The sequence below is a fragment of the Vibrio sp. YMD68 genome (genome assembly GCF_029958905.1).
GTDB lineage: Bacteria > Pseudomonadota > Gammaproteobacteria > Enterobacterales > Vibrionaceae > Vibrio.
The window spans coordinates 611,058-634,565 of the sequence record NZ_CP124614.1; the positions used below are offsets into that span (position 1 = coordinate 611,058).

22 protein-coding genes are annotated in these 23,508 nt (G+C 42.8%); 16 read left to right on the top strand and 6 right to left on the bottom strand.

Features of this window, described 5'->3' with window-relative positions; translation table 11 throughout:
- Positions 1–118 precede the first annotated feature (118 nt).
- Positions 119–1,369: an ATP-dependent RNA helicase SrmB gene (gene srmB, locus QF117_RS08850; protein ID WP_017035484.1), complete on the bottom strand. Its 1,251-nt coding sequence runs from the start codon at positions 1,367–1,369 to the stop codon at positions 119–121.
- Between the two features lie 90 nt (positions 1,370–1,459).
- Positions 1,460–2,179, bottom strand: a complete 720-nt coding sequence (locus QF117_RS08855) for a methyltransferase (protein WP_282388607.1) — start codon at positions 2,177–2,179, stop codon at positions 1,460–1,462.
- A gap of 307 nt (positions 2,180–2,486) precedes the next feature.
- Here QF117_RS08855 and brnQ point away from each other — a divergent pair, with 307 nt between their 5' ends.
- From brnQ to QF117_RS08885, 6 genes are all read left to right on the top strand, one after another.
- On the top strand, positions 2,487–3,800 hold the full coding sequence (brnQ, locus tag QF117_RS08860) for a branched-chain amino acid transport system II carrier protein (RefSeq protein WP_282388608.1): 1,314 nt from the start codon (positions 2,487–2,489) through the stop codon (positions 3,798–3,800).
- A gap of 147 nt (positions 3,801–3,947) precedes the next feature.
- Positions 3,948–5,046, top strand: a protein-coding gene (prfB, locus tag QF117_RS08865) for a peptide chain release factor 2 (protein ID WP_282388609.1) whose coding sequence is annotated in 2 segments (ribosomal slippage) — positions 3,948–4,022 and positions 4,024–5,046 — 1,098 coding nt in all. Because the reading frame shifts where the segments join, the coding sequence is not laid out codon by codon here.
- A gap of 98 nt (positions 5,047–5,144) precedes the next feature.
- Positions 5,145–6,677, top strand: coding sequence for a lysine--tRNA ligase (gene lysS / locus QF117_RS08870; RefSeq protein WP_282388610.1), 1,533 nt, complete (start codon positions 5,145–5,147; stop codon positions 6,675–6,677).
- Between the two features lie 318 nt (positions 6,678–6,995).
- Positions 6,996–8,333 (top strand): cyclic-di-GMP-binding transcriptional regulator VpsR, encoded by a 1,338-nt coding sequence (gene vpsR, locus QF117_RS08875; RefSeq protein WP_282388611.1) that lies wholly within the window; start codon positions 6,996–6,998, stop codon positions 8,331–8,333.
- Positions 8,334–8,600: 267 nt separating this feature from the next.
- On the top strand, positions 8,601–8,726 hold the full coding sequence (locus QF117_RS08880; protein WP_282388612.1) for a hypothetical protein: 126 nt from the start codon (positions 8,601–8,603) through the stop codon (positions 8,724–8,726).
- Positions 8,727–8,829: 103 nt separating this feature from the next.
- Complete coding sequence (locus QF117_RS08885; protein ID WP_282388613.1) at positions 8,830–9,081, top strand: DUF1127 domain-containing protein; 252 nt, start codon at positions 8,830–8,832, stop codon at positions 9,079–9,081.
- Between the two features lie 37 nt (positions 9,082–9,118).
- Here the strand turns inward: QF117_RS08885 and QF117_RS08890 are convergent, their stop codons facing one another.
- Positions 9,119–10,153 carry an NADP(H)-dependent aldo-keto reductase gene (locus QF117_RS08890; protein ID WP_282388615.1) on the bottom strand — a complete coding sequence of 345 codons (1,035 nt, stop codon included), beginning with the start codon at positions 10,151–10,153 and terminating at the stop codon, positions 9,119–9,121.
- Positions 10,154–10,278: 125 nt separating this feature from the next.
- Here QF117_RS08890 and QF117_RS08895 point away from each other — a divergent pair, with 125 nt between their 5' ends.
- A complete protein-coding gene (locus tag QF117_RS08895) occupies positions 10,279–10,590 on the top strand; it encodes a DUF6482 family protein (protein ID WP_017035475.1) in 312 nt (103 codons plus the stop codon).
- Positions 10,591–10,638: 48 nt separating this feature from the next.
- On the opposite strand, the gene mutH is transcribed toward QF117_RS08895, so the two are convergent.
- A complete protein-coding gene (gene mutH, locus QF117_RS08900; protein ID WP_282388616.1) occupies positions 10,639–11,304 on the bottom strand; it encodes a DNA mismatch repair endonuclease MutH in 666 nt (221 codons plus the stop codon).
- Between the two features lie 620 nt (positions 11,305–11,924).
- On the opposite strand from mutH, the gene rppH reads away from it, so the two are divergent.
- The 5 genes from rppH to QF117_RS08925 are packed head-to-tail and all read left to right on the top strand — an operon-like array spanning position 11,925 to position 17,221.
- Positions 11,925–12,443 (top strand): RNA pyrophosphohydrolase, encoded by a 519-nt coding sequence (rppH, locus tag QF117_RS08905; RefSeq protein WP_026026578.1) that lies wholly within the window; start codon positions 11,925–11,927, stop codon positions 12,441–12,443.
- Between the two features lie 7 nt (positions 12,444–12,450).
- On the top strand, positions 12,451–14,697 hold the full coding sequence (gene ptsP / locus QF117_RS08910; RefSeq protein WP_282388617.1) for a phosphoenolpyruvate--protein phosphotransferase: 2,247 nt from the start codon (positions 12,451–12,453) through the stop codon (positions 14,695–14,697).
- Between the two features lie 8 nt (positions 14,698–14,705).
- Positions 14,706–15,497: a sulfite exporter TauE/SafE family protein gene (locus QF117_RS08915; RefSeq protein ID WP_017035471.1), complete on the top strand. Its 792-nt coding sequence runs from the start codon at positions 14,706–14,708 to the stop codon at positions 15,495–15,497.
- A gap of 47 nt (positions 15,498–15,544) precedes the next feature.
- Complete coding sequence (gene lgt, locus QF117_RS08920; RefSeq protein WP_282388618.1) at positions 15,545–16,360, top strand: prolipoprotein diacylglyceryl transferase; 816 nt, start codon at positions 15,545–15,547, stop codon at positions 16,358–16,360.
- Positions 16,361–16,369: 9 nt separating this feature from the next.
- Complete coding sequence (locus QF117_RS08925; RefSeq protein WP_282388619.1) at positions 16,370–17,221, top strand: thymidylate synthase; 852 nt, start codon at positions 16,370–16,372, stop codon at positions 17,219–17,221.
- Between the two features lie 186 nt (positions 17,222–17,407).
- On the opposite strand, the gene QF117_RS08930 is transcribed toward QF117_RS08925, so the two are convergent.
- Positions 17,408–18,556, bottom strand: coding sequence for a Na/Pi symporter (locus tag QF117_RS08930; protein ID WP_282388620.1), 1,149 nt, complete (start codon positions 18,554–18,556; stop codon positions 17,408–17,410).
- 396 nt (positions 18,557–18,952) lie between these two features.
- On the opposite strand from QF117_RS08930, the gene nhaR reads away from it, so the two are divergent.
- Both nhaR and QF117_RS08940 read left to right on the top strand, forming a co-directional pair.
- Positions 18,953–19,840 carry a transcriptional activator NhaR gene (gene nhaR / locus QF117_RS08935; RefSeq protein ID WP_026026452.1) on the top strand — a complete coding sequence of 296 codons (888 nt, stop codon included), beginning with the start codon at positions 18,953–18,955 and terminating at the stop codon, positions 19,838–19,840.
- 144 nt (positions 19,841–19,984) lie between these two features.
- Positions 19,985–20,290, top strand: coding sequence for a metalloregulator ArsR/SmtB family transcription factor (locus QF117_RS08940; protein WP_017035466.1), 306 nt, complete (start codon positions 19,985–19,987; stop codon positions 20,288–20,290).
- 75 nt (positions 20,291–20,365) lie between these two features.
- Here QF117_RS08940 and rpsT read toward each other — a convergent pair whose 3' ends face one another.
- Positions 20,366–20,626, bottom strand: coding sequence for a 30S ribosomal protein S20 (rpsT, locus tag QF117_RS08945; protein WP_017035465.1), 261 nt, complete (start codon positions 20,624–20,626; stop codon positions 20,366–20,368).
- Between the two features lie 257 nt (positions 20,627–20,883).
- Here rpsT and murJ point away from each other — a divergent pair, with 257 nt between their 5' ends.
- Positions 20,884–22,446, top strand: a complete 1,563-nt coding sequence (murJ, locus tag QF117_RS08950) for a murein biosynthesis integral membrane protein MurJ (RefSeq protein WP_348984837.1) — start codon at positions 20,884–20,886, stop codon at positions 22,444–22,446.
- 68 nt (positions 22,447–22,514) lie between these two features.
- The gene (gene ribF, locus QF117_RS08955) at positions 22,515–23,450 is read left to right on the top strand and encodes a bifunctional riboflavin kinase/FAD synthetase (RefSeq protein ID WP_282388623.1); all 936 of its coding nucleotides are present in this window, start codon (positions 22,515–22,517) and stop codon (positions 23,448–23,450) included.
- Positions 23,451–23,508: the final 58 nt, after the last annotated feature.

Here is a 23,508-nt window from a genome sequence, read left to right on the forward strand (position 1 = left end):
GATAAATCGATATTTTTAGCGATACGCCGATACAAAAAAGCCGATAATCATAGCAATGAGTATCGGCTTTTTTATTTCTTTACTCTTTTTTTATTTTGTTACTCAACGTAGACGTGACTTACTTCTTCTTTGTGTTCTTTTTCTTAACCGCTTTTTTCTTGGTGGTCTTTTTCTTTGCGTCTTTTTTTGTTACGTCTTTTTTCTTTTTCTTGGTCGATGCTTTTTTATGTTGTGGGCGCATATCTTTAATGAAGCGTTCTTTAATTTCTTCATCGATATAACGCGCGACGCGCTCAAGCATAGCCTGATCATGTGCTTCTACCAGAGACAAAGCGTTGCCTTTTTTACCGGCGCGGGCAGTACGACCAATGCGGTGTAAGTAAGTATCCGCTGAGCGTGGCATGTCGTAGTTGATTACGTGGCTTACATCGGGAAGATCGATACCACGAGCAGCAACATCCGTAGCAAGAAGAACGTTAACCGTCCCTTCTCGGAAACGAGTGATGGCATTGTTACGACGATCCTGTGGCATTTCACCCTGGATCCATGCGCATGGGATTTGTGCTTTTTCAAGCTCAATACGTAGCTCTGCTAAACGTTCACGAGTTTTCAAAAATACGATAGAGCGATCCGCTTGATCGGTCAGTATTTTTTTAAGTAATGCGAGCTTGTGCTCCATGCTATCAGCGCGGTGATACCATTGCGTGATCTTCTTGCGTTCACGACGAGAAGGGTCGGCTGTCACTTCTGCTGGGTTCTTTAAAAGATCAGCAGTAAAGCCTTCCACACCTCGGCCTTCAAGTGTTGCAGAGAAGAGTAGCGTCTGTTTACGCCAGCGACATTCAGCCGCCAGTCTATCGACAACAGGCGCAAATCCCATGTCTAGCATGCGGTCAGCTTCATCAAGAATAAGCCATTCAATCGCCCGGCAGTCAAAGCGCTCTGACTCAATGTATTCCATCAAGCGACCCGGTGTGGCCACTACGATATCTTGCGTTTGAGCAAGAATATCGGCATGTTCCTGATACTGAACACCGCCTGTGATGGTGAAGACATTCAAGCGTGTGTTTTTAGCCAATGCACGAGCTTCATCGGCCACCTGCATCGCAAGCTCTCGTGTTGGTGTTAAGATCAAGACACGGGCAGGTCCTGGTCTTTTTCTAGGGAAATCAAGCAAGTATTGTAACGCTGGAAGTGAAAAAGCAGCGGTTTTACCTGTTCCTGTCGGTGCAGAGGCAAGAATATCTTTGCCATCTAGAGCTTGTGGGATCGCATCTTCTTGAATTTGCGTTGGGCGCTCAAACCCCAGCTCTTCAATAGCTGTAATAAGGGTTTCATCTAGATCAAGGTCAGCAAAAGTTCTGATCACTGTAGTATCTCCACAAGCCAGTTGGCGTGTTATGGCAAAAATTAGGTCGGATATTATAGATGTATTAGTGATTATGATCACATGATATTTTTACATCTTGAGATAAAAGTTCTCAGTCAATGAGTGAAATTCTTTACTGTATTGCCCATCTTGGTGAATGATCAGATGTGTTTCTTCTAACTCTGTTTTTATTTTACTTAATTCTATCAATAGCCTAGATGCTATTTTCTGCTCTGTCGTCTTTACATGACAGAGGCGAGTAACGTGCCAATTGAGTGGCTTCGCTTTGGCAATAAGTTGATGACCTTCACCAATGGGCAAAATGAAGTTGGCGGTTCCTAAGGGGGTGGTTAGTGTATAAGAACGCTCAAGTAATGAATGATGATCAAGAGTATCGGTATGTCTCGCAATGGCTCGTTGAGGATGGTGTGATTGCTCTCCTGAATTGAAGTATGGCGGATTGCAAATGATGCCATCAAAAAGCGAGGTCATGGGAGCCTTGAGAATGTCCCCCTCAATCAGTTGTAAACGGTCATTCCATGGTGATTGTTTAAAATTATGCAGTGCACTTTCAATGGCGTGACGATCAATGTCAATGGCAGTGATGGCTAATGTGTTATGCCTTTGCGCGGCCATTAAAGATAACAGTCCGGTCCCGGTTCCGATATCCAGGCATGTGTTCATAAGATCGAGGTTTGACCAAGCGCCTAATAAAATCCCATCGGTACTCACTGGCATGCCGGAACGGCCACCTTGAATAGAAAACTGTTTAAATTTGAAGTCCTTAGTTTTTAACGTGCTACATTTCATGATAATTCCGTTAAATCACTCTTTGTTGGTAAAAGTGTCTGTTGTTAATTTAATGTTTGGTTCTTTATGCTATTTGATTTCATGCAAGTAGCCGGATTGTTCTTTGTTATGTTCTGCTAATTTGTCTAAGCATGGTGTTATTGACTGCATTGTAGATAAAAATGCAGATTAATATGGTGTTTACCTCTCAGAGGTTGCCAATTGATAAGGGTTTCGTCATTATTCGCGACCAAATAAAAGGGTATTGTGCTGATAAAGCAACAATACGCAAACATAACACCGTTCAACATTATAGTAAGGGTTAGCTGTGAAGCAGACTTTAAAATTGACAGACATTATAGCCGTAGGCTTTATGCTGTTTGCTTTTTTCTTAGGAGCAGGCAACATTATATTTCCACCACTGGCGGGGCAACTAGCCGGTGAAAACCTAATGCCAGCTATGTTTGGTTTTCTTGTGACTGCGGTCGGGTTACCACTTATCACCATCATTGCTGTGGCGAAAGTCGGAGGAACTTGGGAGCATCTGACGAAAGATCTACCAGTACGCGTTGCAACGCTCATCGCGGTGCTTATTTTTATCATCATCGGTCCTGCTTTTGCTGCGCCTCGTACTGGATTAGTTGCCTACGAGATGGCTATTCGCCCCTTTTTAACCGATGCTGGTCAATTCGACTTAGCCCTATTTTCCATTGTCTTTTTCTCTATCGCAATGTTTTTTGCTTGGTCACAAGGCCGTCTTATCGATGTGATCGGTAAGGTACTTACGCCTGTTCTATTCATTGGCTTGATCATTCTAGCGGTGGCGGTGTTCGTTGACCCACAAGGTGGAATGATTGCCGCTCAAGGAGAGTATGCGACACAACCGTTAACCAAAGGTTTCCTGGAAGGGTATAACACGATGGACACGTTTGGCTCGCTGATGTTTGGGATGTTGATTGTTGATGCTCTGCGTAGCAAAGGGATTACTGAACGCAGCGCGACGGCAAAATACTTGATCAGTGCCGCGTGCATTGCAGCTGCGGGGTTAGCTTTTGTCTATATTTCTCTGTTCTACTTGGGAGCAACCAGTGCAGTTGTAGCTTCAGGGGCGGATAACGGTGGCGTGGTATTAAGCTTGTACGTTCAAGCGCTGTTTGGTCCTTATGGGCAACTGGTCTTGTCAGTGATTGTATTATTGGCGTGTCTAACCACGGCAATTGGTTTGATTTCTGCTTGTTCTGATTACTTCAGCTCGTTAACGTCATTGTCATATAAGAAGTGGGTTCTGATTATTGGTGGAATTTGCGCGCTGGTCGCGAATGTGGGTCTATCTCAGTTGATTTCCCTCTCAGTGCCTGTTCTTTTTGCTCTTTACCCCGTCGCTATTGCACTGGTTGCGCTAGCGTTTGTGCGTGAAAAGCTACCAAATCCGGTTGTGGCTTATCGTGTTGTGGTTCTTGTCGCATTAATCTTTGCCCTTATTGATGCGGCAAAAGTGGCCGGTATCGATGTTTCAGCATTAAGTATGCTACCGCTGTTTGACGTCGGAATGGGATGGGTGCTTCCTACTTTCGCTTCGATTATATGCATGTTCTTTATTGGTAAAGCCGTTGATCAAGAACTGGTCGAAGAGACTGCTTGATAGGCTTTCTGTACATATTGAATTGGAAAAGGCCGATGGAAACATCGGCCTTTTTTATTTCCATTTCACCTCGGTTTTTTCTGTATCTTCATCACATTTTTCAGTAAACTTTCTCGGTTAAATTCTACTCACAAATGATGAGCTAAAATGTTTGAAATCAATCCTATAAAAAACCGTCTGCAGGATGTGTCTGAGCGCACAAATATCCTGAGGGGGTATCTTTGACTATGACGCTAAGCAAGAGCGTCTAGAAGAAGTAAACGCCGAATTAGAACAACCGGATGTATGGAACGAACCTGAGCGTGCTCAAGCGCTAGGTAAAGAACGTTCTGCATTGGAAGCGGTAGTAGAAACGATCGACCAACTTGACCAAGGTGTTGAGGATGTTGATGGCCTATTAGAGCTTGCGGTTGAAGAAGAAGATCAAGAAACGTTTGACGAAATTGAACCAGAACTGGCTGAGCTAGAAGCTAAGTTAGGTAAACTGGAATTCCGTCGTATGTTTTCAGGTGATCACGACGCTTCAGATTGCTACATCGATTTACAGTCAGGCTCGGGTGGTACAGAAGCACAAGACTGGACGTCAATGATGCTACGCATGTATTTGCGTTGGGCTGAAGCGAAAGGCTTTAAGACGGAAGTGATTGAAGTCTCTGATGGTGATGTCGCTGGTCTTAAAGGCGCGACAATTAAAATCTCTGGTGAGTACGCTTATGGTTGGCTGCGCACAGAAACGGGCGTTCACCGTTTGGTTCGTAAGTCTCCGTTTGATTCTAGTGGTCGTCGCCATACTTCATTTGCTTCTGCGTTTATCTACCCAGAGATTGATGACAACATTACGATCGACATTAATCCTTCTGACCTACGTATTGATGTATACCGTGCCTCTGGCGCTGGTGGCCAGCACGTAAACACCACGGAATCAGCGGTACGTATTACGCACGTTCCGACTAACACCGTGGTTCAGTGTCAGAATGACCGTTCGCAGCATAAGAACAAAGATCAAGCGATGAAGCAGCTACGTGCTAAGCTTTTTGAACTTGAGATTCAAAAACAAAATGCTGAAAAACAGGCGAGCGAAGAAACGAAATCAGACATCGGTTGGGGCAGTCAGATCCGCTCTTACGTGCTGGATGATTCACGTATCAAAGATTTACGCACCGGCATCGAAAACCGTAATACTCAAGCGGTTCTTGACGGTGACTTAGACAAGTTTATTGAAGCTAGCCTGAAATCAGGTCTGTAAGCTTTATCAACTATTAAGCTTTACCAATAATATTGGTAAAAATGCCTATATTTTCAAAAATATAGCTGTTCAAATTATAAAAGCAAGGTACATCTCTAATGACTGATGCTGTTCAAAACGAAAACGCACAAGAAGCTTCTTCACCTGAAGAGAACAAACTGATCGCTGAGCGCCGTAGCAAGCTGGATCACATCCGCTTAAACTGCAAAGCGAACGGTCACCCAAATGATTTCCGTCGTGAGCACCTAGCTGGCGATCTTCAAGCGGAATTCGGTGAGAAGACTAAGGAAGAGCTAGAAGAGCTTAACCATATCGTTGCGATCGCTGGTCGTGTTATGGCGAAGCGTGGTCCATTCCTTGCGATTCAAGAAACTTCTGGTCGTATCCAAGCATACGCAGCGAAAGACGTACAAAAAGTACTGAAAGAGAAGTACCAAGGCCTAGATATCGGTGACATCATCGGTGTTAAAGGTGCGCTTCACAAATCTGGTAAAGGTGACCTTTACGTGAACATGGAAGAGTTTGAACTGCTAACTAAAGCACTTCGTCCTCTACCAGAGAAGTTCCACGGTCTAACTGACCAAGAGATGCGTTACCGTCAGCGTTACGTTGATCTAATCGTGAACGAAGACTCTCGTAACACATTCATCGTGCGTTCTAAGCTTGTGTCTTCAATCCGTAACTTCATGAGCTCAAAAGGCTACCTAGAAGTTGAAACGCCAATGATGCACGTGATCCCGGGCGGTGCTACAGCACGTCCATTCATCACTCATCACAACGCATTAGACATCGACATGTACCTACGTGTTGCACCTGAGCTTTACCTTAAGCGTCTAGTGGTGGGTGGTTTTGACCGTGTATTCGAGATCAACCGTAACTTCCGTAACGAAGGTCTCTCTCCACGTCACAACCCAGAATTCACAATGATGGAATTCTACCAAGCGTACTCTGACTACAAAGATCTAATGGATCTAACTGAAGAGATGCTAAGCATAGCAGCGATGGATGTTCTTGGTTCTACTTCTATGCCTTACGGTGACGAAACGGTTGAGTTCGGTGGCACTTACGCTCGCATGAGCATGTTCGATGCAATCAAACACTACACGCCTGAAAATGCAAACATTCAAGCTCTGACTGAAGATGATCTTCAGAACAGAGAATTGATGGTTAAAATTGCAGAAGAAGTGGGTCTGTACGTTGAGAAATTCTGGACATGTGGTCAGCTTCTTGAAGAGATCTTTGGTGAAACGGCTGAGCCTCAGCTCATTCAACCAACGTTCATTACGGGTTACCCAGCGGACATCTCTCCTCTAGCACGTCGTAGCGATGACAACCCGTTCTTCACAGACCGCTTTGAGTTCTTCATTGGTGGCCGTGAAGTAGCGAATGGTTTCTCTGAGCTTAACGATGCACAAGATCAAGACGAACGTTTCAAAGCGCAAGTTAATGCGAAAGACGCGGGTGATGATGAAGCGATGTACTACGATGCAGACTACATTACTGCACTAGAGCATGGCCTACCGCCAACAGCGGGCCAAGGTATCGGTATCGACCGTCTAGCAATGCTATTTACAAACACACACACAATCCGTGATGTGATCTTGTTCCCGGCAATGCGTCCACAGTCTTAAGGCGTTTGTAAGTCGCGATCTCATCCAGAGATTGCCCGTTATTAACTCCTTATTTATCAATAACTAAAAAAAGCCACCTTCGGGTGGCTTTTTTTTTACTGACAAGCGTCGAAATTAGCGAAGATTATGGTTTTATGCGCGTGATTTTATAGTTAACTTGAATGTATGTGACCAAAATAGTTGTATGAATGATTATTCGGGGCCTAGTCTAAGTATTGAGACAGATTATCTCGGCGAGTCTCGATAATGTAACGGCTACTACCGTTAGGTATTCACGGCTTAGATATAAATTAAAAAATCAATATAAGGAACATAATAATGGGTAGTCAATTCCGTATGGATTCTGTCCCAGGTTCACTTGTCGTTGTTGGTGGGACACATGAACCCTGGCTTTCGGTACTGGAGCAAGTTGGTTGGCGTTGTACTTCATGTGCAGATTTACGTAAAGCTGATTCGCTTTTTAGTGAGACTGGCCCATGCATCGGCATTGTGGACTTGAGTCATGACGAGTTTAGTCTCAATGGCATCGCTAACTTAGTCAGCAAGCACAAGCAAGTTCGTTGGCTTGCATTTATACGTGAATCACAACTGAGTTCTGATACCATTTGCCAGTTTATTGTTAACTTCTGTATTGATTTTTTCACATCTCCTATCCCTGACGCTCAGCTTTTAAATACCATAGGACACCAACTTGGTATGTTAAAACTTGAGAAAAAAGTATGGCCCAATTATGGCTCAATGAGTGATATGGGTCTTATTGGTGATTCGATTCCAATGAAACGCCTACGGGATCAGATCAAACGTGTTGGCCCAACGGATGTATCCATTTTGATCTACGGGGAAAGTGGTACGGGTAAGGAGACCGTTGCAAAGGCGGTCCACAAGACATCAGCACGATCTCAAAAAGAGTTTATTTCTGTGAATTGTCGTGCCATGTCAGAAAGACGTATTGAGTGTGATTTTTTTGGCATCAACCAAGAAGATGGTACTCAAGTATCCATGCTCGAAAAGGCGGACGGTGGCACGATTCTGCTGAACGATATTTTAACTTTACCTAAGTCTCAGCAATTGAATTTACTGCGCTTTTTACAAGAAGGGGTCGTGGATACACCTGATGGCCGTAAAGAAGTGGATGTGAGAATTTTAGCGGCTAATTCTTCTGATATTGAAAAAGCACTGATTGATGGTGATTTTAATGAAGAACTCTATCACTACATTAATGTGCTGCGGATTAATGTCCCTAGCATAAAAGAAAGAGCGGGCGATGTCGCTCTGCTTGCTCGTCATTTCCTGCAAGAGTATTCAAAAGAGTTCAATGCTCAAGCTCGAAGTTTTTCTGAAGATGCGATTAGAGACTTAACACGTTATCACTGGCCTGGAAATGTACGAGAGCTAATGAATCAAATCAAACGCATTGTTTTGATGTCTGACAACGTTATGATCGACGAATCTCAATTAGATCTGCCAAAACGACATGATGGTCGACGTAGCTTAAAGAGCATTCGAGAGCGCAGTGAAAGAGACGCACTCTTATTGGTGTTAGAGTCTCACTCGGGGCAAGTATCGATTGCTGCAAAAGAGCTGGGAGTATCGCGTGCAACGATGTACCGGTTATTGAACAAACATAATTTGATAACAGAAGATGCGATGTCTTAAGCATAACAAGCTGAATTAGAATGTATTAAAGCCACAACGTAGCCATTGTGGCTTTTTTTATACTTCATTATGTTGATTATTTGTTATTCACTGTGTGAATGTGTTGGTTTTTTAGTGGTATAGCTGCCTAAATGGAGGAATGCATTGTTTTTTTATTAATCAATTTATAGCGGTTGAATTATTATCTCAATTGCATAGAATTTAATCGTGAGCAGAGACTCTGCTACACAATTTTCTTCGGATTTATTATTTAGTTAGGAGGTACAGATGAAACATTTATCCATCATTCAATGTGTTTGTACCGATATCGATCGTATTGAGCTCAAGGCTTTGTACGCCTGCCATAACATCATGGCCATGGCAGCCGATCGTACGACATCTACTAATAATTAATCCGTAACCTTGTTAGGCTGCGGAAATGGCAGCTTAATAAGAGTCACCAACCAATTCTCTTTGCGCCCTTTCCCCAGCTACTATTCTTAACTGGAGAACTATTATGCGCCATTCTGTTTATTTAAAACTCGCCACATTACTCGTTAAAGCGGATCTTAAGCGTGAAGAACGTGAGTGGAAGAGAAAAATTCGTCGTAGCAGCTACGATATTCCTTGGGAAAATACCCACCTATTACGAGATATAGGATTAGAAACCGATGGAAGACCGATTGGATTTTCAGAGCCTGAAGCCGTCAAAGCTGAGCGTCGAGTTCGTCACCTTCGTCGTGTATTAAGTACGCGAATACCAACGTAGACAATGGGGTAGGCACTTCACCTACCCCCATGTAACATTAAGGACAAGGGTTGGAGTAAGTCGTACCAACCTCTTGTATCTTTTGAAGTAATTCATCAGTAAGTACGACATCTAAACTGTCTATATTCATTTTCAACTGATTGATATTTGTCGCACCAATGATATTAGAAGCAACAAATGGACGTTGGTTTACATAAGCAAGAGCCATTTGAGCTGGATCAAGCGAATGTTGATGAGCAAGGTCTACATACGCTTGGGTTGCCGCGATTCCTTGTGGAGTAAAGTAACGGACAAAGCGTTCAAACAAAGTGCATCGAGCATCTGTCGGTTTTTGGTTGTTAAGATACTTCCCACTAAGGCAACCAAAAGCGAGAGGGGAATACGCCAATAGCTTTACACCCTCATAGTGACTGATTTCTGACAGACCGATTTCAAAGCTGCGATTGAGTAAGTTATAAGGGTTTTGTATCGATACAATTCTGGGTAGGTCATGTTTTTCGGCTAATTTTAGCAAGCTCATGACACCCCACGGTGTTTCATTTGAGACTCCGATATAACGAATCTTTCCGGCTTTTACTAATTCAGACATCGCTTCTAGAGTTTCGATCAGTGTGACTTCTTCTTGCTCAGGGCTGTCAGGGTAGTTGAGTTGTCCAAAACAATTGGTGTTGCGTTGAGGCCAGTGCAACTGATAGAGATCGATGTAATCTGTTTGCAGCCGTTTTAAACTATCGTCTATCGCTAGATGAATATTGCGACGATCGAGTTTCATATTATCGCGGATGTATGGAACGTTCCGTGGGCCTGCAACTTTGGTGGCCAGAACCACTTTCTCTCGTTTAGAAGATCGCTTAAGCCAGTGACCAATATAACTTTCGGTAAGACCTTGCGTTGATGCTTTTGGTGGAACGGGATACATCTCAGCCGTATCAATAAAGTTGACCCCTCTTTCCAATGCATAATCCAGTTGATTACACGCATCCTCTTGAGTATTTTGCTCTCCAAATGTCATCGTACCGAGACAGATTTTACTGATCTCTAAACTTGAGTGTGGCAACTTTGTGTACTGCATCGTACTTCCTTGTTCATCGTATCGTTGTGTTACCAATATATGTGAATGCCTCTATGGATCAAATGGATTAGAGCAAGAATTCGCAAAAATGCCAGCTTTGTCTAGAATGATAATTGGAGGTGCGTATGCAGAAAAGACAATTAGATAAATGGATTCATGGATATCACAAGGATTCATACCAGGCCCCTAAGGTGTTTGTAATAGGATGCTCTGATTTATCTCAGTATCAGATAGCGGTCGAATATAAGCACAAATTGGAGCCACTAAAACAAGATGACGATCCGATGCACTTTGACTCTCTAGAGCTAGTCAAAGAAGAGTTGGTCCGATTGGGTATCGATAAAGCGTACTTAAGATTACATAATGCCTATGACGAGTTTGGTCGTGAAGGGGGCATTTCATACTGTGATATTGAGCTATCGTTGGCGATGCATTGATTGTGCTGTTACTTCTTTAGATAAAGACTCGGTTTAATAAACACGCTGTTAAATAAAGTATTTATCGAGAATAGCCGATGTAAATTGAGTCCGAAGATAAAACCCTCGCGGGCGAGTTTTTATTCGTTTACCACTAGAGCCGAACGCATCGGTTAACACACGGCCATGGGCGGCTTTTGGTCTGAGTTGCAACGCTTCGCCGTGTTTCGCGGTGATTTGTTCTACTTGGCCTAGAACGATCAGTTCCATTAATTCTTCCCAATCGGCTTTAAGTTGCTGCTCTTCCTTTTCAGATGGAGACCAGATTAGAGGCGATCCTACTCGTCGTTCACCTAATGGGATCTCTCTTTCTCCTTCCACGGGGATCCAAAGAACTCTTGATAGCTTATTTCTGACGTGGCTATGCTCCCAACGTAAACCATGAACACCAATAAGAGGAGCCACACAGACAAACGTTGTTTCAAGTGGTTTACCGTTATAGCCAATAGGGATACTTTTCAGCTCTATACCTAGAGTTTCAAAATCTTGCTGAGGTTTGCTTCCTGCTGTTGCCCCTAAGTGCCACTCTAACAATTGCCCTACCCAGCCTTTGTCTCTCTTCAGGTCTTCAGGTACAAGGATATTAGCTTCATCAGCGAGATCTTTTAAACAAAGACCCGCAATCGCATTGGCTCGAGTGAGTAGTTCGTTTTCAGAGATAGGTTCAGGCTTCATAAGGTCGCTAATGGGTATGTAAAGATCGTTATCATAACAAATGTGTTTTTGATTCGTAATGGGGAATAAGTATTCACTCAGTAGAAAAGATCATCACTTATTAACTTATCCACAGGGTTGGTTTTTTTTAAGTGTTAATTCATGGTTATGTACAAATGATCAGTGATTCTAAGATCGATTGAGACTTGTTATTCGCCATCTTACCATTCTCAAATGATTTTTTTGTGGATAAGACTCTAGTTGGATGATCTTTGACCATGTTGTTTTTAGGGTAAGGTAATAAACGTTGATAGTTTATTTTTATATAATATTTATTATTTAAAGTGTTGATTTAAATGCGATTATTTATTTATTTTTATGGTTGGGTATATGTTGAAATAAAATTTTTCAATACGAAATGATCTGTATTAACTGGTTTCTTCACACGGTTATTCACAGAAAAGGTGAATAAATGTGGCTTGGGTCTCATTATGGTGTTGATAAGTGCTTCTGGGCTTAGAAGTTATCCATATTAGGGGTTGTTGCCAATAAATCACGTGCTAATCACACTAGTAAGTTTGCTCCTGTTGGGGATATGTGGAAAAATCACTGTAATTAAAGATATTATTCGAGGTTGGCCAGTGATAGATGGCGATGGTTACCGCTTAAATGTGGGAATTGTAATCTGTAACAACCATGGTCAGGTCTTCTGGGCTAAACGATACGGACAACATTCATGGCAATTTCCTCAAGGGGGGATTGATGACGGAGAAACGGCTGAACAGGCGATGTTCAGAGAACTCTATGAAGAGGTTGGTCTAACAAAAAAAGACGTGAAAATCGTAGCAACAAGTCGTCATTGGCTCAGATATAAATTGCCAAAGCGCTTAGTTCGTTGGGATTCAAAGCCTGTCTGTATCGGACAAAAACAGAAATGGTTTTTATTGCGCTTAGACTGTGATGAATCGCAGATAGATATGCAGCGTGGTAGTACCCCTGAATTTGATGGTTGGCGTTGGGTAAGTTATTGGTACCCAGTAAGACAAGTCGTTTCGTTTAAGCGGGATGTGTATCGTCGAGCGATGAAAGAATTCGCGTCAATGGCGATGCCATTCAAAGAGCGAAAACTAAAAGGTAAGCGGAAGTTTAAAAGAGGGTAGAACCGTTATGCTTTCTCAACTAAGGGAAATAGTTGAACAGGTATCAAAAGTTGATGATGTCTATCAAGCGTTTGATATTTTAGTTAAGCAAACATGCAGCGCTATGGAAACAGAGTGCTGCACTATCTATCTTGCCAATGAAGAGCGAGCTCGCTTAGAGCTGATGGCGACTCAAGGACTTGAGTTTTCAGGCGACAAAATCCATATTAAATATGATGAAGGCCTTGTTGGATTAGTTAAGCGTAGCGCCGAACCTATCAATATTGCGAATGCTTCCCAGCATGCTAATTTCAAACTCTTTCCTGAGTTAGGAGAGCAGATTTACCACAGTTTTCTTGGAACACCGATTATTTATCGCAAGCAAGTCCTTGGTGTTCTCGTTGTTCAACAAAAGTCCTCCCGTTTATTTAACGAAATTGAAGAATCCTTTTTAGTCACACTGGCTGCCCAGCTTGCTGTGATTATTGCTCATGCACAAACGCAAGGGCATTGGAGTCTTGAAAAAAAACAGCACGTTAATATTGGTAACCCAGCCTCTTCCGGTGTCGCTATTGGTGAGTTTTGGTGGGATGACGCTCAACCTCAGTTGTCTGATGTTCATCCGGCCTCCAACATTAACGTGAGTCAAGAGCAAGAATGGTTGATGGTAGCCATTGAAGATGCTCTTAACGATTTTAGCCGGATGAGAAAAAAACTGCATGGTGAAATAAACAAAGAAACGTTGGCGATTTTTGATCTGTTTACTCACTTGCTCAACGATCCAATGCTGCGGAAAGACTTAAAAAGTCATATTCAAAAAGGGGATAAAGCCGATTGGGCCCTTAGGCAGGTCGTCGAGTCTTATTCCAACCGTTTTGCGCGAATGTCTGATGTTTATTTAAAAGAACGAGCCCAGGATATTCGTGAGTTAGGTCAGCGCTTACTGTTTTTTTTGTACAACACTCAGAAAGAGCAGCAGCATCTTGAAAAACCCGTCATTTTGGTTGTTAGGGAACTGACGGCTTCCATCTTAGCATCTATCCCCAAAGATAAGTTATTGGCGGTTGTCGCGTTAGATGGTGCTGCGAATTCTCATGCGGCGATTTTGTCACGCGCCCTTGGCATTCCTGCGGTGATGGGATTAAGCCTGAATCTTACAGAGATAAATGGTAAACGCGGTATCGTTGATGGATACAGCGGAAAGGTTTTAGTTTCACCGAGCAAACAGCTGCTAAAAGAATACCGCGCATTAGCTAACGAAGAGCGTGAACTGACATCCATGGTCAGCAAAGGCTCGGATAAACCCGCGATGACAGCCGATGGGCATCGCATTGAAATGCTCTTAAATGCGGGGCTCAGTGCCGATACTAATATTGCGATCAATCAGGGCGTTGATGGCGTTGGCCTATACCGAACCGAGATTTCTTTTTTACTTCAGCATCGCTTTCCATCAGAAGATGAGCAGATTCAGCAGTATCGTAGTGTTTTAAGTACGTACCCTAATAAGCGTGTCGTGATGAGAACCTTGGATGTAGGAGGGGACAAAGCGTTACCTTACTTGCCTATAGAAGAGGACAATCCTTTCTTAGGTTGGCGAGGCATTCGGTTTACCTTAGATCATCCGGATATTTTCCTGATTCAGATTCGAGCGATGTTACGAGCAAGCACAGAACATCATAACCTCAGTATTTTATTGCCGATGATAGCGAGTGCTCAGGAGTTGGATGATGCGTTGTTATTAATAAGACAAGCGTATAAAGAAGTGTCCAAGGTCGATGAAAGTATCCGGATGCCTAAAGTCGGGATCATGATCGAAGTGCCTTCGATGCTTTATTTACTTCCTCTTATAGCGAAGAAAATTGATTTTGTATCGGTTGGTACCAATGACTTAACGCAATACCTTCTTGCCGTGGATCGTAATAATTCAAGAGTTGCTGATGTGTATGAGTCATTCCATCCATCTGTGATCATGGCGCTTAAACATATTTATGATACTTGTGACCGCTTAAAGCTGCCGGTTTGTGTTTGTGGTGAGTTAGCAGGGGATCCTATTGGTTGTCTTTTGCTTGTTGGCTTAGGGTATACCTCACTGAGTATGAATACCTCTAACGTGGCAAAGGTTAAGTATTTATTGCGCCATTCTGAGACCACGGAATTAAAACAATTTGCTAATAAAGCCTTAATGAAAGCGTATGGGAAAGATATCTATACTATGATGTCATCGCATTTTGAAGATAAAGGTTTTGCTGGGTTCATCCGAGCAGGCAAAAAATAGAGGTTGTTGTGCATATAGAATTGTTGTTTTTACTGGTTTTACTGGGTGCTTTTGTTGGTGTAATGGCGGGTTTATTAGGGATCGGCGGAGGGTTGATCGTCGTTCCTGCTCTTCTTTATATTTTGCCTTCCATTGGTATTGGCGCGGAAAGCGTTATGTTGGTTGCGTTAGCAACGTCTCTGGCGACGATTATTTTAACGTCAGGCTCTTCGGCTTTAAACCATTTAAAGCTCGGCAATGTTGATATGTTCATCATTAAATGGCTGATGCCAGGGGTGATCTTTGGTGGCTTTTTCGGTACCTATATTGCCGAGTGGGTACCCACAGAGTACCTCCCTAAGATTTTTGCTGGCATTGTGACTCTATTAGCCATTCAAATGCTGATTTCGGTAAAGTCCACTAAGACAAAAAAAATGCCTAACAGCGGGGTAACATTACTGTGCGGTTCTGGTATCGGGGTGATTTCAAGCCTGGCAGGGATCGGCGGTGGTTCATTATCCGTCCCATTTTTGAGTCGTCATGGTATTGAGATGCGTAAAGCGGTCGGTTCTTCATCCGTCTGTGGTTGTATGATTGCGATTTCTGGCATGATCGGCTTTATTTTGCATGGATACAATTTAGAAGGTTTGCCTGATTATAGTATTGGGTATGTCTATTTACCGGCTCTTGTTGCGATTGCCTCTACCTCTATGTTTACAACAAAGATAGGGGCTAAACTGGCGAGTACCTTACCCACTGTGATGCTAAAAAAGGTCTTCGCGGTCTTTTTAATATTTGTCGCGGGAACTATGCTGCTGTAATCTCGTCTCAGTTTATAATCAATCAATAAAAATAAGAGTACTCTTTTATGTCTCAGGGGTTAATCCAGTTTCCTAATATCGATCCTGTCCTTTTTTCATTAGGTCCCATTTCTATCCGCTGGTATGGGCTCATGTATTTAGTGGGTTTTGCTTTTGCTATGTGGCTCGCGAACCGCCGTGCAGATAAACCGAATAGCGGTTGGACACGTGAGCAAGTTTCCGACTTATTATTTGCAGGTTTTTTAGGGGTTGTGGTTGGTGGCCGTGTTGGTTACGTCCTGTTTTATAACTTTGATATATTTCTTCAAGATCCCTTATACCTATTTAAGGTGTGGACTGGTGGAATGTCATTCCATGGCGGATTGCTCGGTGTTATCGGCGCGATGTTCTGGTATGCGAAAAAGAATGGCCGTACCTTTTTTGGTGTCGCCGATTTTATTGCACCGCTGGTTCCGTTTGGTCTAGGGATGGGGCGTCTGGGTAACTTTATGAACAGCGAATTGTGGGGTCGCGTTACCGATGCGCCTTGGGGCATTGTTTTCCCGAATGGTGGCCCTTTGCCACGTCACCCTTCACAGCTGTATGAAATGGCACTAGAAGGCATTGTGCTGTTCTTTATCTTGAACTGGTTTATTAAGAGACCAAGACCGCTTGGATCAGTATCTGGCCTCTTTTTGATCGGTTATGGTAGTTTCCGATTCCTCGTTGAATACGTTCGTGAACCCGATGCGCATATTGGCTTGTTTGGCGATTTCATTTCAATGGGGCAGATTTTATCACTACCAATGATCATTGTTGGTGGTTTAATGATGGTATGGGCTTACAAGCGTGGTCAGTTCAATGATAACGCTGCAGTAAAGTAAGGATTGAACGTGAAACAATATTTAGAACTTTGTCATCGCATCGTCAATGAAGGAACTTGGATTGAAAACGAAAGGACAGGCAAGCGTTGTTTGACGGTGATTAATGCTGACCTAGAGTATGACGTTCAAAATAATCAATTCCCTCTGGTGACAACACGAAAGAGCTTTTGGAAGTCTGCGGTAGCGGAATTACTTGGGTATATTCGTGGTTATGATAATGCTGAAGACTTCAGGAAACTAGGTACGAAAACCTGGGACGCTAATGCTAATTTGAATCAAGCATGGCTCAATAATTCATATCGTAAAGGTGAAGACGATATGGGGCGTGTATATGGTGTACAAGGACGATCTTGGGCAAAGCCAGATGGTGGCAGTGTCGATCAGCTGCGTAAGATTATCGATGACCTAACGCGTGGTGTTGATGATCGCGGAGAGATTTTAAATTTCTATAATCCGGGAGAGTTTCATATGGGGTGCTTGCGTCCATGCATGTACAGCCATCACTTCTCTTTATTGGGTGACACGCTGTATCTAAACAGTACTCAGCGCTCTTGTGATGTTCCACTTGGCTTGAATTTTAATATGGTTCAAGTGTATGTATTTCTTGCTTTGATGGCTCAAATAACGGGTAAGAAGCCGGGCGTGGCGTATCATAAAATAGTCAACGCACATATCTATGAAGATCAATTGGCCCCCATGCGTGATATTCAATTAAAGCGTGAGCCTTTAAAACCAGCGACGTTCCACATTAATCCTAAAATCACTTCATTAGAAGATTTAGAAACTTGGGTGACCTTGGATGACTTCTGGGTAGAAGGCTATGAATGCCATGAAGCGATTAAATACCCGTTCTCGGTGTAGTTGACTTACTTTATTGGCTATTTACTTTATTAGCTTACTTACTTTACTCGCTTTAGAAAGATAGAGACTAAAAGGCCCCTAAACGGTATGAGTTTAGGGGCCTTTTTGTTGGACTGTATTTTCTTTTCTTGATTTCGCGGTGAGTTCTTAAGGAGAGAACTGTCTTCTATCTTAAGCCGTTAAATCTTAAGCTGTTAAAGCAAGAACGGCACCTGGCATGACAACAAAGATGCTTGCCAAGTAACCCGCTACAACCCATTTGTTCTTCACTGCCATTTCAGCGATGTACTCAGAACCTTTAACAGGAAGCTCTCGTAAGAATGGAATACCATAGATAAGAGCGGTAGCGAGTACATTGAACACTAGGTGAACCAATGCAATCTGTAGGGCAAACACGGCGAACTCACCAGACACCGCCGTAGCAGCTAATAGAGCGGTAATACACGTACCAATGTTTGAACCTAGTGTAAATGGGTATATGTCACGAACTTTCAGTACCCCAGAGCCCACAAGAGGAACCATAAGACTTGTGGTTGTTGATGAAGATTGAACCAAGATAGTCACGATAGAACCCGACGCGATACCATGCAGTGGACCACGACCAATCGCATTCTTAAGAATTTCACGAGCACGGCCAACCATCAGGCTTTTCATTAATTTACCCATCACGGTAATCGCAACCACAATTGTTGCAATACCGAGCAAAATTAATGTAACACCAGCAGTGACATCACCAAATGCAGACAATGGCTCTTTGATCGCACCGACCACCGGCTTAGTGATAGGGCTAATAAAGTTCAGACTTTTAATGCTTAGATCACCCGTCGCTAGGAAAGGTGACACTAACCAATGTGAAATTTTGTCGAGAATACCGAACATCATTTCTAACGGCAGGAAGATGGCAACAGCAAGCAAGTTAAAGAAATCATGAATCGTGGCACTTGCAAAGGCTCGTTTAAACTCAACCTTACAACGTACATGGCCTAGGCTAACGATAGTATTGGTGACTGTTGTACCGATATTCGCCCCCATAACCATAGGGATAGCGGTTTCTACAGGTAATCCACCCGCAACTAAACCGACAATAATTGAAGTAACGGTACTGGATGATTGAATGAGCGCTGTGGCGATAAGACCAATCATTAAACCAGCGATAGGGTGAGATGCAAATTCAAATAATACCTTTGCATGGTCTCCTGTCGACAATTTGAATCCGCTTCCTACCATTGATACCGCTAAAAGAAGTAGGTATAGCATGAATGCCAAGTTAGCCCAGCGTAGCCAATGGGTTGTTCCCGCTTTTGGCATCGCTGTAGAAGTAGCTTGGTTCATCATAGTTTTCTCCGTTGACCGTTTTAGTGTTTTTGGTCTGTAGTTGAATCTGAGAGTGATACTAGACGGCAAATATTTCACTAATATGACAGTTTGAGGGCGTGCGAGACTTTTTGAGATGAAGCCGAGGTTTGATTTTTTTTGTGGCGCCAAAGTGATTTTAACGTGTTGATTTTAAAGTGGTTTAGTTAATGTTAAAACTCTGTGACTGGATGGTTTTTTTTTGACTTTTTTATTAATAGGTGGAAAAAATCGCTCAATTTTGCAATATAACAAAATACACATTCGGTAATATTGTTGAAAAAGTCCATTCATCAATGGTTTTTCCGAAATGTAGATGCATCATCGATGCGATTATGATTAGAATAGAGGGATATAACTCTTATGCTAGGTGATGCAATGTACCATTTAAACTATAACCACCTTTATTACTTTTGGATGGTGTGCAAACAAGGATCAGTGACGAAAGCGGCAGACGCGCTTTTTTTGACCCCGCAAACGGTGACCGGACAAATAAAAGCCCTTGAAGAGCGGATGGATGGCAAACTGACTAAGAGAAATGGTCGGAGTGTAGAGCCAACCGAGCTAGGACAACTCGTCTTTAAATATGCCGATCGTATGTTTGGTTTGAGTTATGAGTTGCTTGATATTGTTAATTACAGTCAACGATCTAATATCTTATTTGATGTGGGGGTTGCTGATGCTTTGTCAAAGGACATCGTCAGTCGGATCTTATTGAGTGCTGTCCCGAATGATAACAGTATCCACCTGCGTTGTTTTGAATCAACACATGAATTACTGCTTGAGCAACTCTCTCAACATAAACTGGACATGATTCTCTCTGACTGTCCGGTCGATTCAGGTAAAAGCCCTGGCTTATACAGTAAAAAGCTTGGGGAATCAGGCATGAGTTTTTATAGCCATGGCGACCAGAACATTGTGCTTTCAAGGGATCTCGAAGAGATAAAGCTATTGATCCCAGGTAGTCGAACCGCAATGGGACGTAAAGTTTTGCAATGGTTTGACAGACAGGGGGTCAATCCCAATATTTTAGGTGAGTTTGATGATTTGGCGTTAATGAAAGCCTTCTTTCGCCAGCATCAAGATGCGGTCATGCTTGCCCCAACCACATACCGGAACGAAGTGGATGAGAAAACGCACCTTAAAAAAATTGGTTCTATTGAGGATCTAAAAGAAGAGTATTACATTATTTTTGCAGAAAGAATGATTCAACACCCAGCGGTTAAAAGTATTTGTGATGAGGATTTTGGTGAGCTAATTAAGTAACCCTTTGTTATTTATGGTATTAACTTGTGGTTATGCACCGTTTAAACATAAGTTTGTCAGTTGTTGATTGCGTCATATCGTTATACTATTCGATACCCAGTGATGAATTGACTATCACAGCTGTTTATAGAGTGAGAAATCCTAATGAACTTAGAAGATATGGACCGAAATTCGGCGAAAGCGGTTGTTTTGCTCAAGGCCATGGCTAATGCAAAGCGTCTACAGATTTTGTGCCTATTACATACCAATGAGCTATCGGTAGGGGAGTTAGGTTCTCAGTTGGAGTTAAGTCAATCTGCGCTATCTCAGCATCTAGCTTGGCTGCGCCGTGATGGTTTAGTCAATACACGTAAAGAGGCACAAACGGTTTTCTACTCATTGAGTAGTGATGAAGTGAAGGCGATGATCAAGCTGCTTTATAGTTTGTATTGTGAACCAGAAACCAGTTAAGTTGAAATTGAGATAATTTAGACATAAAAAAACCGGCAGAAGCCGGTTTTTTTCTCACAGTTATCAAAGTTCTAATTAAAGAGCTTTGATTGCAGCTGTGAAACGAGCCTTATGACGAGCAGCTTTATTCTTATGAATAAGGCCTTTAGTCGCCATACGGTCTAGAAGTGGTGTAACTTCTACTAGAGCAGCAGTTGCAGCTTCTTTATTGCCAGCTTCAATAGCTGCAATCGTTTTTTTCATGTAAGTGCGCATCATAGAGCGACGGCTAGCGTTATGCTGACGACGTTTCTCAGCTTGGATAGCGCGCTTCTTAGCAGATTTACTGTTTGCCAAGGTCTAACTCCCAAAAACATAGTTCGGTGACAATTTAAGGGCGAGGAATATCCTCTATTTGCGCTTAATTGTCAAATGATTTGTGCAAAAACCAATCTAAGCCAAACAAGTTTGGTATGAAAAGGTTATCGCGGTTAAGATGGCGGGGATTCTAACAGTATTTTTATACCATTGCTAATACTTATCTTCTCTTACACAGGCATTCTATGTTTGTTCTTGAATATAGTGACGCATTAGCCGTGGTGATTGAGGTTAATTTGAGTAAACGTCTTCTAAAATCAGGCATGATTGTCAGCGCAATGACGTTGATTTCACGAGTATTAGGGTTAGTTCGAGATGTTGTTGTCGCTAATTTGATGGGCGCAGGAGCCAGCGCTGATGTTTTTTTCTTTGCAAACAAAATCCCCAATTTTTTGCGTCGATTATTTGCAGAAGGTGCTTTTTCTCAAGCATTTGTACCGGTATTGACGGAGTATCACGCTAAAGGTGATATGGATGAAACTCGACAGTTAATAGCAAAAGCCTCGGGTACCCTGGGCGTTATTGTGTCTGTTGTCACCATAGTGGGGGTTTTGGGTTCGGGAGTCATTACTGCGCTTTTTGGCGCAGGTTGGTTTTTGGATTGGTTAAATGGAGGGCCTTCTGCAGAAAAGTTTGAATTAGCGAGCTTTATGCTGAAAATTACGTTCCCATATTTGTGGTTTATCACCTTTGTGGCACTTTCCGGCGCCATCCTCAATACCTTAGGCAAGTTTGCGGTTTCTTCGTTTACACCGGTCTTTCTCAATGTGATGATCATCGGATCGGCTTATTTTATTTCCCCTATGCTGAGCCAACCGGAGATTGGATTGGCTATCGGCGTCTTTTTAGGTGGATTGGTCCAATTTCTTTTTCAACTGCCTTTTCTAATCAAAGCGGGCGTACTGGTTAAACCGAAATGGGGCTGGAGAGATCCTGGGGTCGTAAAAATTCGTACCCTAATGATCCCGGCCTTATTTGGTGTATCGGTCAGTCAGATTAATTTGCTGTTTGATACTTTTATTGCCAGTTTTCTAGCGACGGGCTCAATCAGCTGGCTCTATTATTCCGACCGTTTACTAGAGTTTCCACTTGGGCTATTTGGTATCGCCATTGCGACGGTTATTTTACCTGCGTTATCAAGAAAGCACGTAGATGCGCAAAGTGAGGGCTTTGCCCATACGATGGATTGGGGAGTCCGCATGGTCACCCTGCTCGGTGTGCCCGCCATGTTAGGTTTAATGGTATTAGCTAAGCCTATGCTAATGGTGTTATTTATGCGTGGTGAATTTACTCCTCATGACGTACATCAAGCGTCACTATCCTTGTTTGCCTATGCGTCTGGTTTGCTGAACTTTATGTTAATTAAGGTGCTGGCGCCCGGGTACTACTCTCGTCAAGATACTAAGACGCCAGTGAGATATGGCATCATCGCGATGGTAACCAATATGTTCTTCAACGCCATCTTCGCATGGTTTTATGGGTATGTTGGGCTCGCGATGGCGACGGCGTTATCGGCTTTTGTCAATATGGTGCTGCTTTACCGAGGTCTGCATATCAATAATGTTTATAAAGTGACAAAGCACACCATGATCTTTTTAGCCAAGCTTGTCATTGCAGGTTCCGCGATGGTTGCGGTGTTATTGTGGCACCTAGACGATATGTCTCAGTGGTTAATGTGGGCGTTCAGTGAGCGAGTGACGATGTTAGTACTTGCTATTGGTATCGGGGCTTGTGTGTATATTTTTGCCTTGCTTGCTTTAGGTATCCGCTTAAAAGATGTAAAAGCAGCGACAGAGTGAACTTGATTAGTATATAATCCGTCGGTTTCACGCATAGTAATTGATAAATAGGTATTTAGTTCATCCCAATGGAATTAATTCGTGGTATTCACAATATTAAGCCTCAGCATAAAGGTTGTGTCTTAACGATAGGTAATTTTGATGGTGTTCATTTAGGACATCAGCAAGTCTTAGATCAAGTGACTCAAAAAGCCCATGATCTCGAACTGCCTTCTGTTGTGATGACATTTGAACCACAGCCGATGGAACTGTTTAGTCAAGACAGGGCTCCCGCTCGTTTAACCCGCTTAAGGGATAAATATGTTCAGCTAAGTAAGCTCGACTTAGACAGGTTACTGTGCGTAAACTTTAATCGCTATTTTGCTTCATTATCGGCTGAGGCATTTATACGAGATTTACTCGTTGATAAGCTTGGGGTGAAATACCTCGTTGTTGGTGATGATTTTTGCTTTGGCAAAGGGCGCACGGGCGACTTTTCAATGCTGAGAGAAGCGGGACAGCTATTTGGTTTTGATGTTGTCAGCACTAACAGCTTTTGTTTACAGCATCAACGTGTAAGCAGCACTGGTATCCGTAACGCGCTAGCAGAAGATGCGTTGGATACGGCCAGTGAAATGTTAGGACGTGAGTACAGCATCAGTGGCCGGGTATCACACGGAAGAAAGCTTGGACGGACGATAGGTTTCCCAACAGCAAATATTCCACTTAAACGATGTGTATCGCCCGTATCAGGTGTTTATGTCGTGCAGGCATTAGGCCTAGGGCAACAAAGAATTGGTGGTGTGGCGAATATAGGTCAACGGCCTACCGTGAATGGAATTCGTCAACAGCTAGAAGTGCACTTATTTGACTTTGATGGCAATTTGTACGGTCAACAGTTGGAAGTGTTACTGTTACACAAACTCAGAAATGAGCACAAGTTTGAGTCGTTCGAAGCGCTTAAACAACAAATAGAATTGGATGCTGAAGCCGCAAGGGTGTGGTTGCTTCAGCTTAAGCGTTGATCGGTTTATTCCACCGATTAACATAATGTCTAACTTCGCCCAATAGAACGGAATTAAG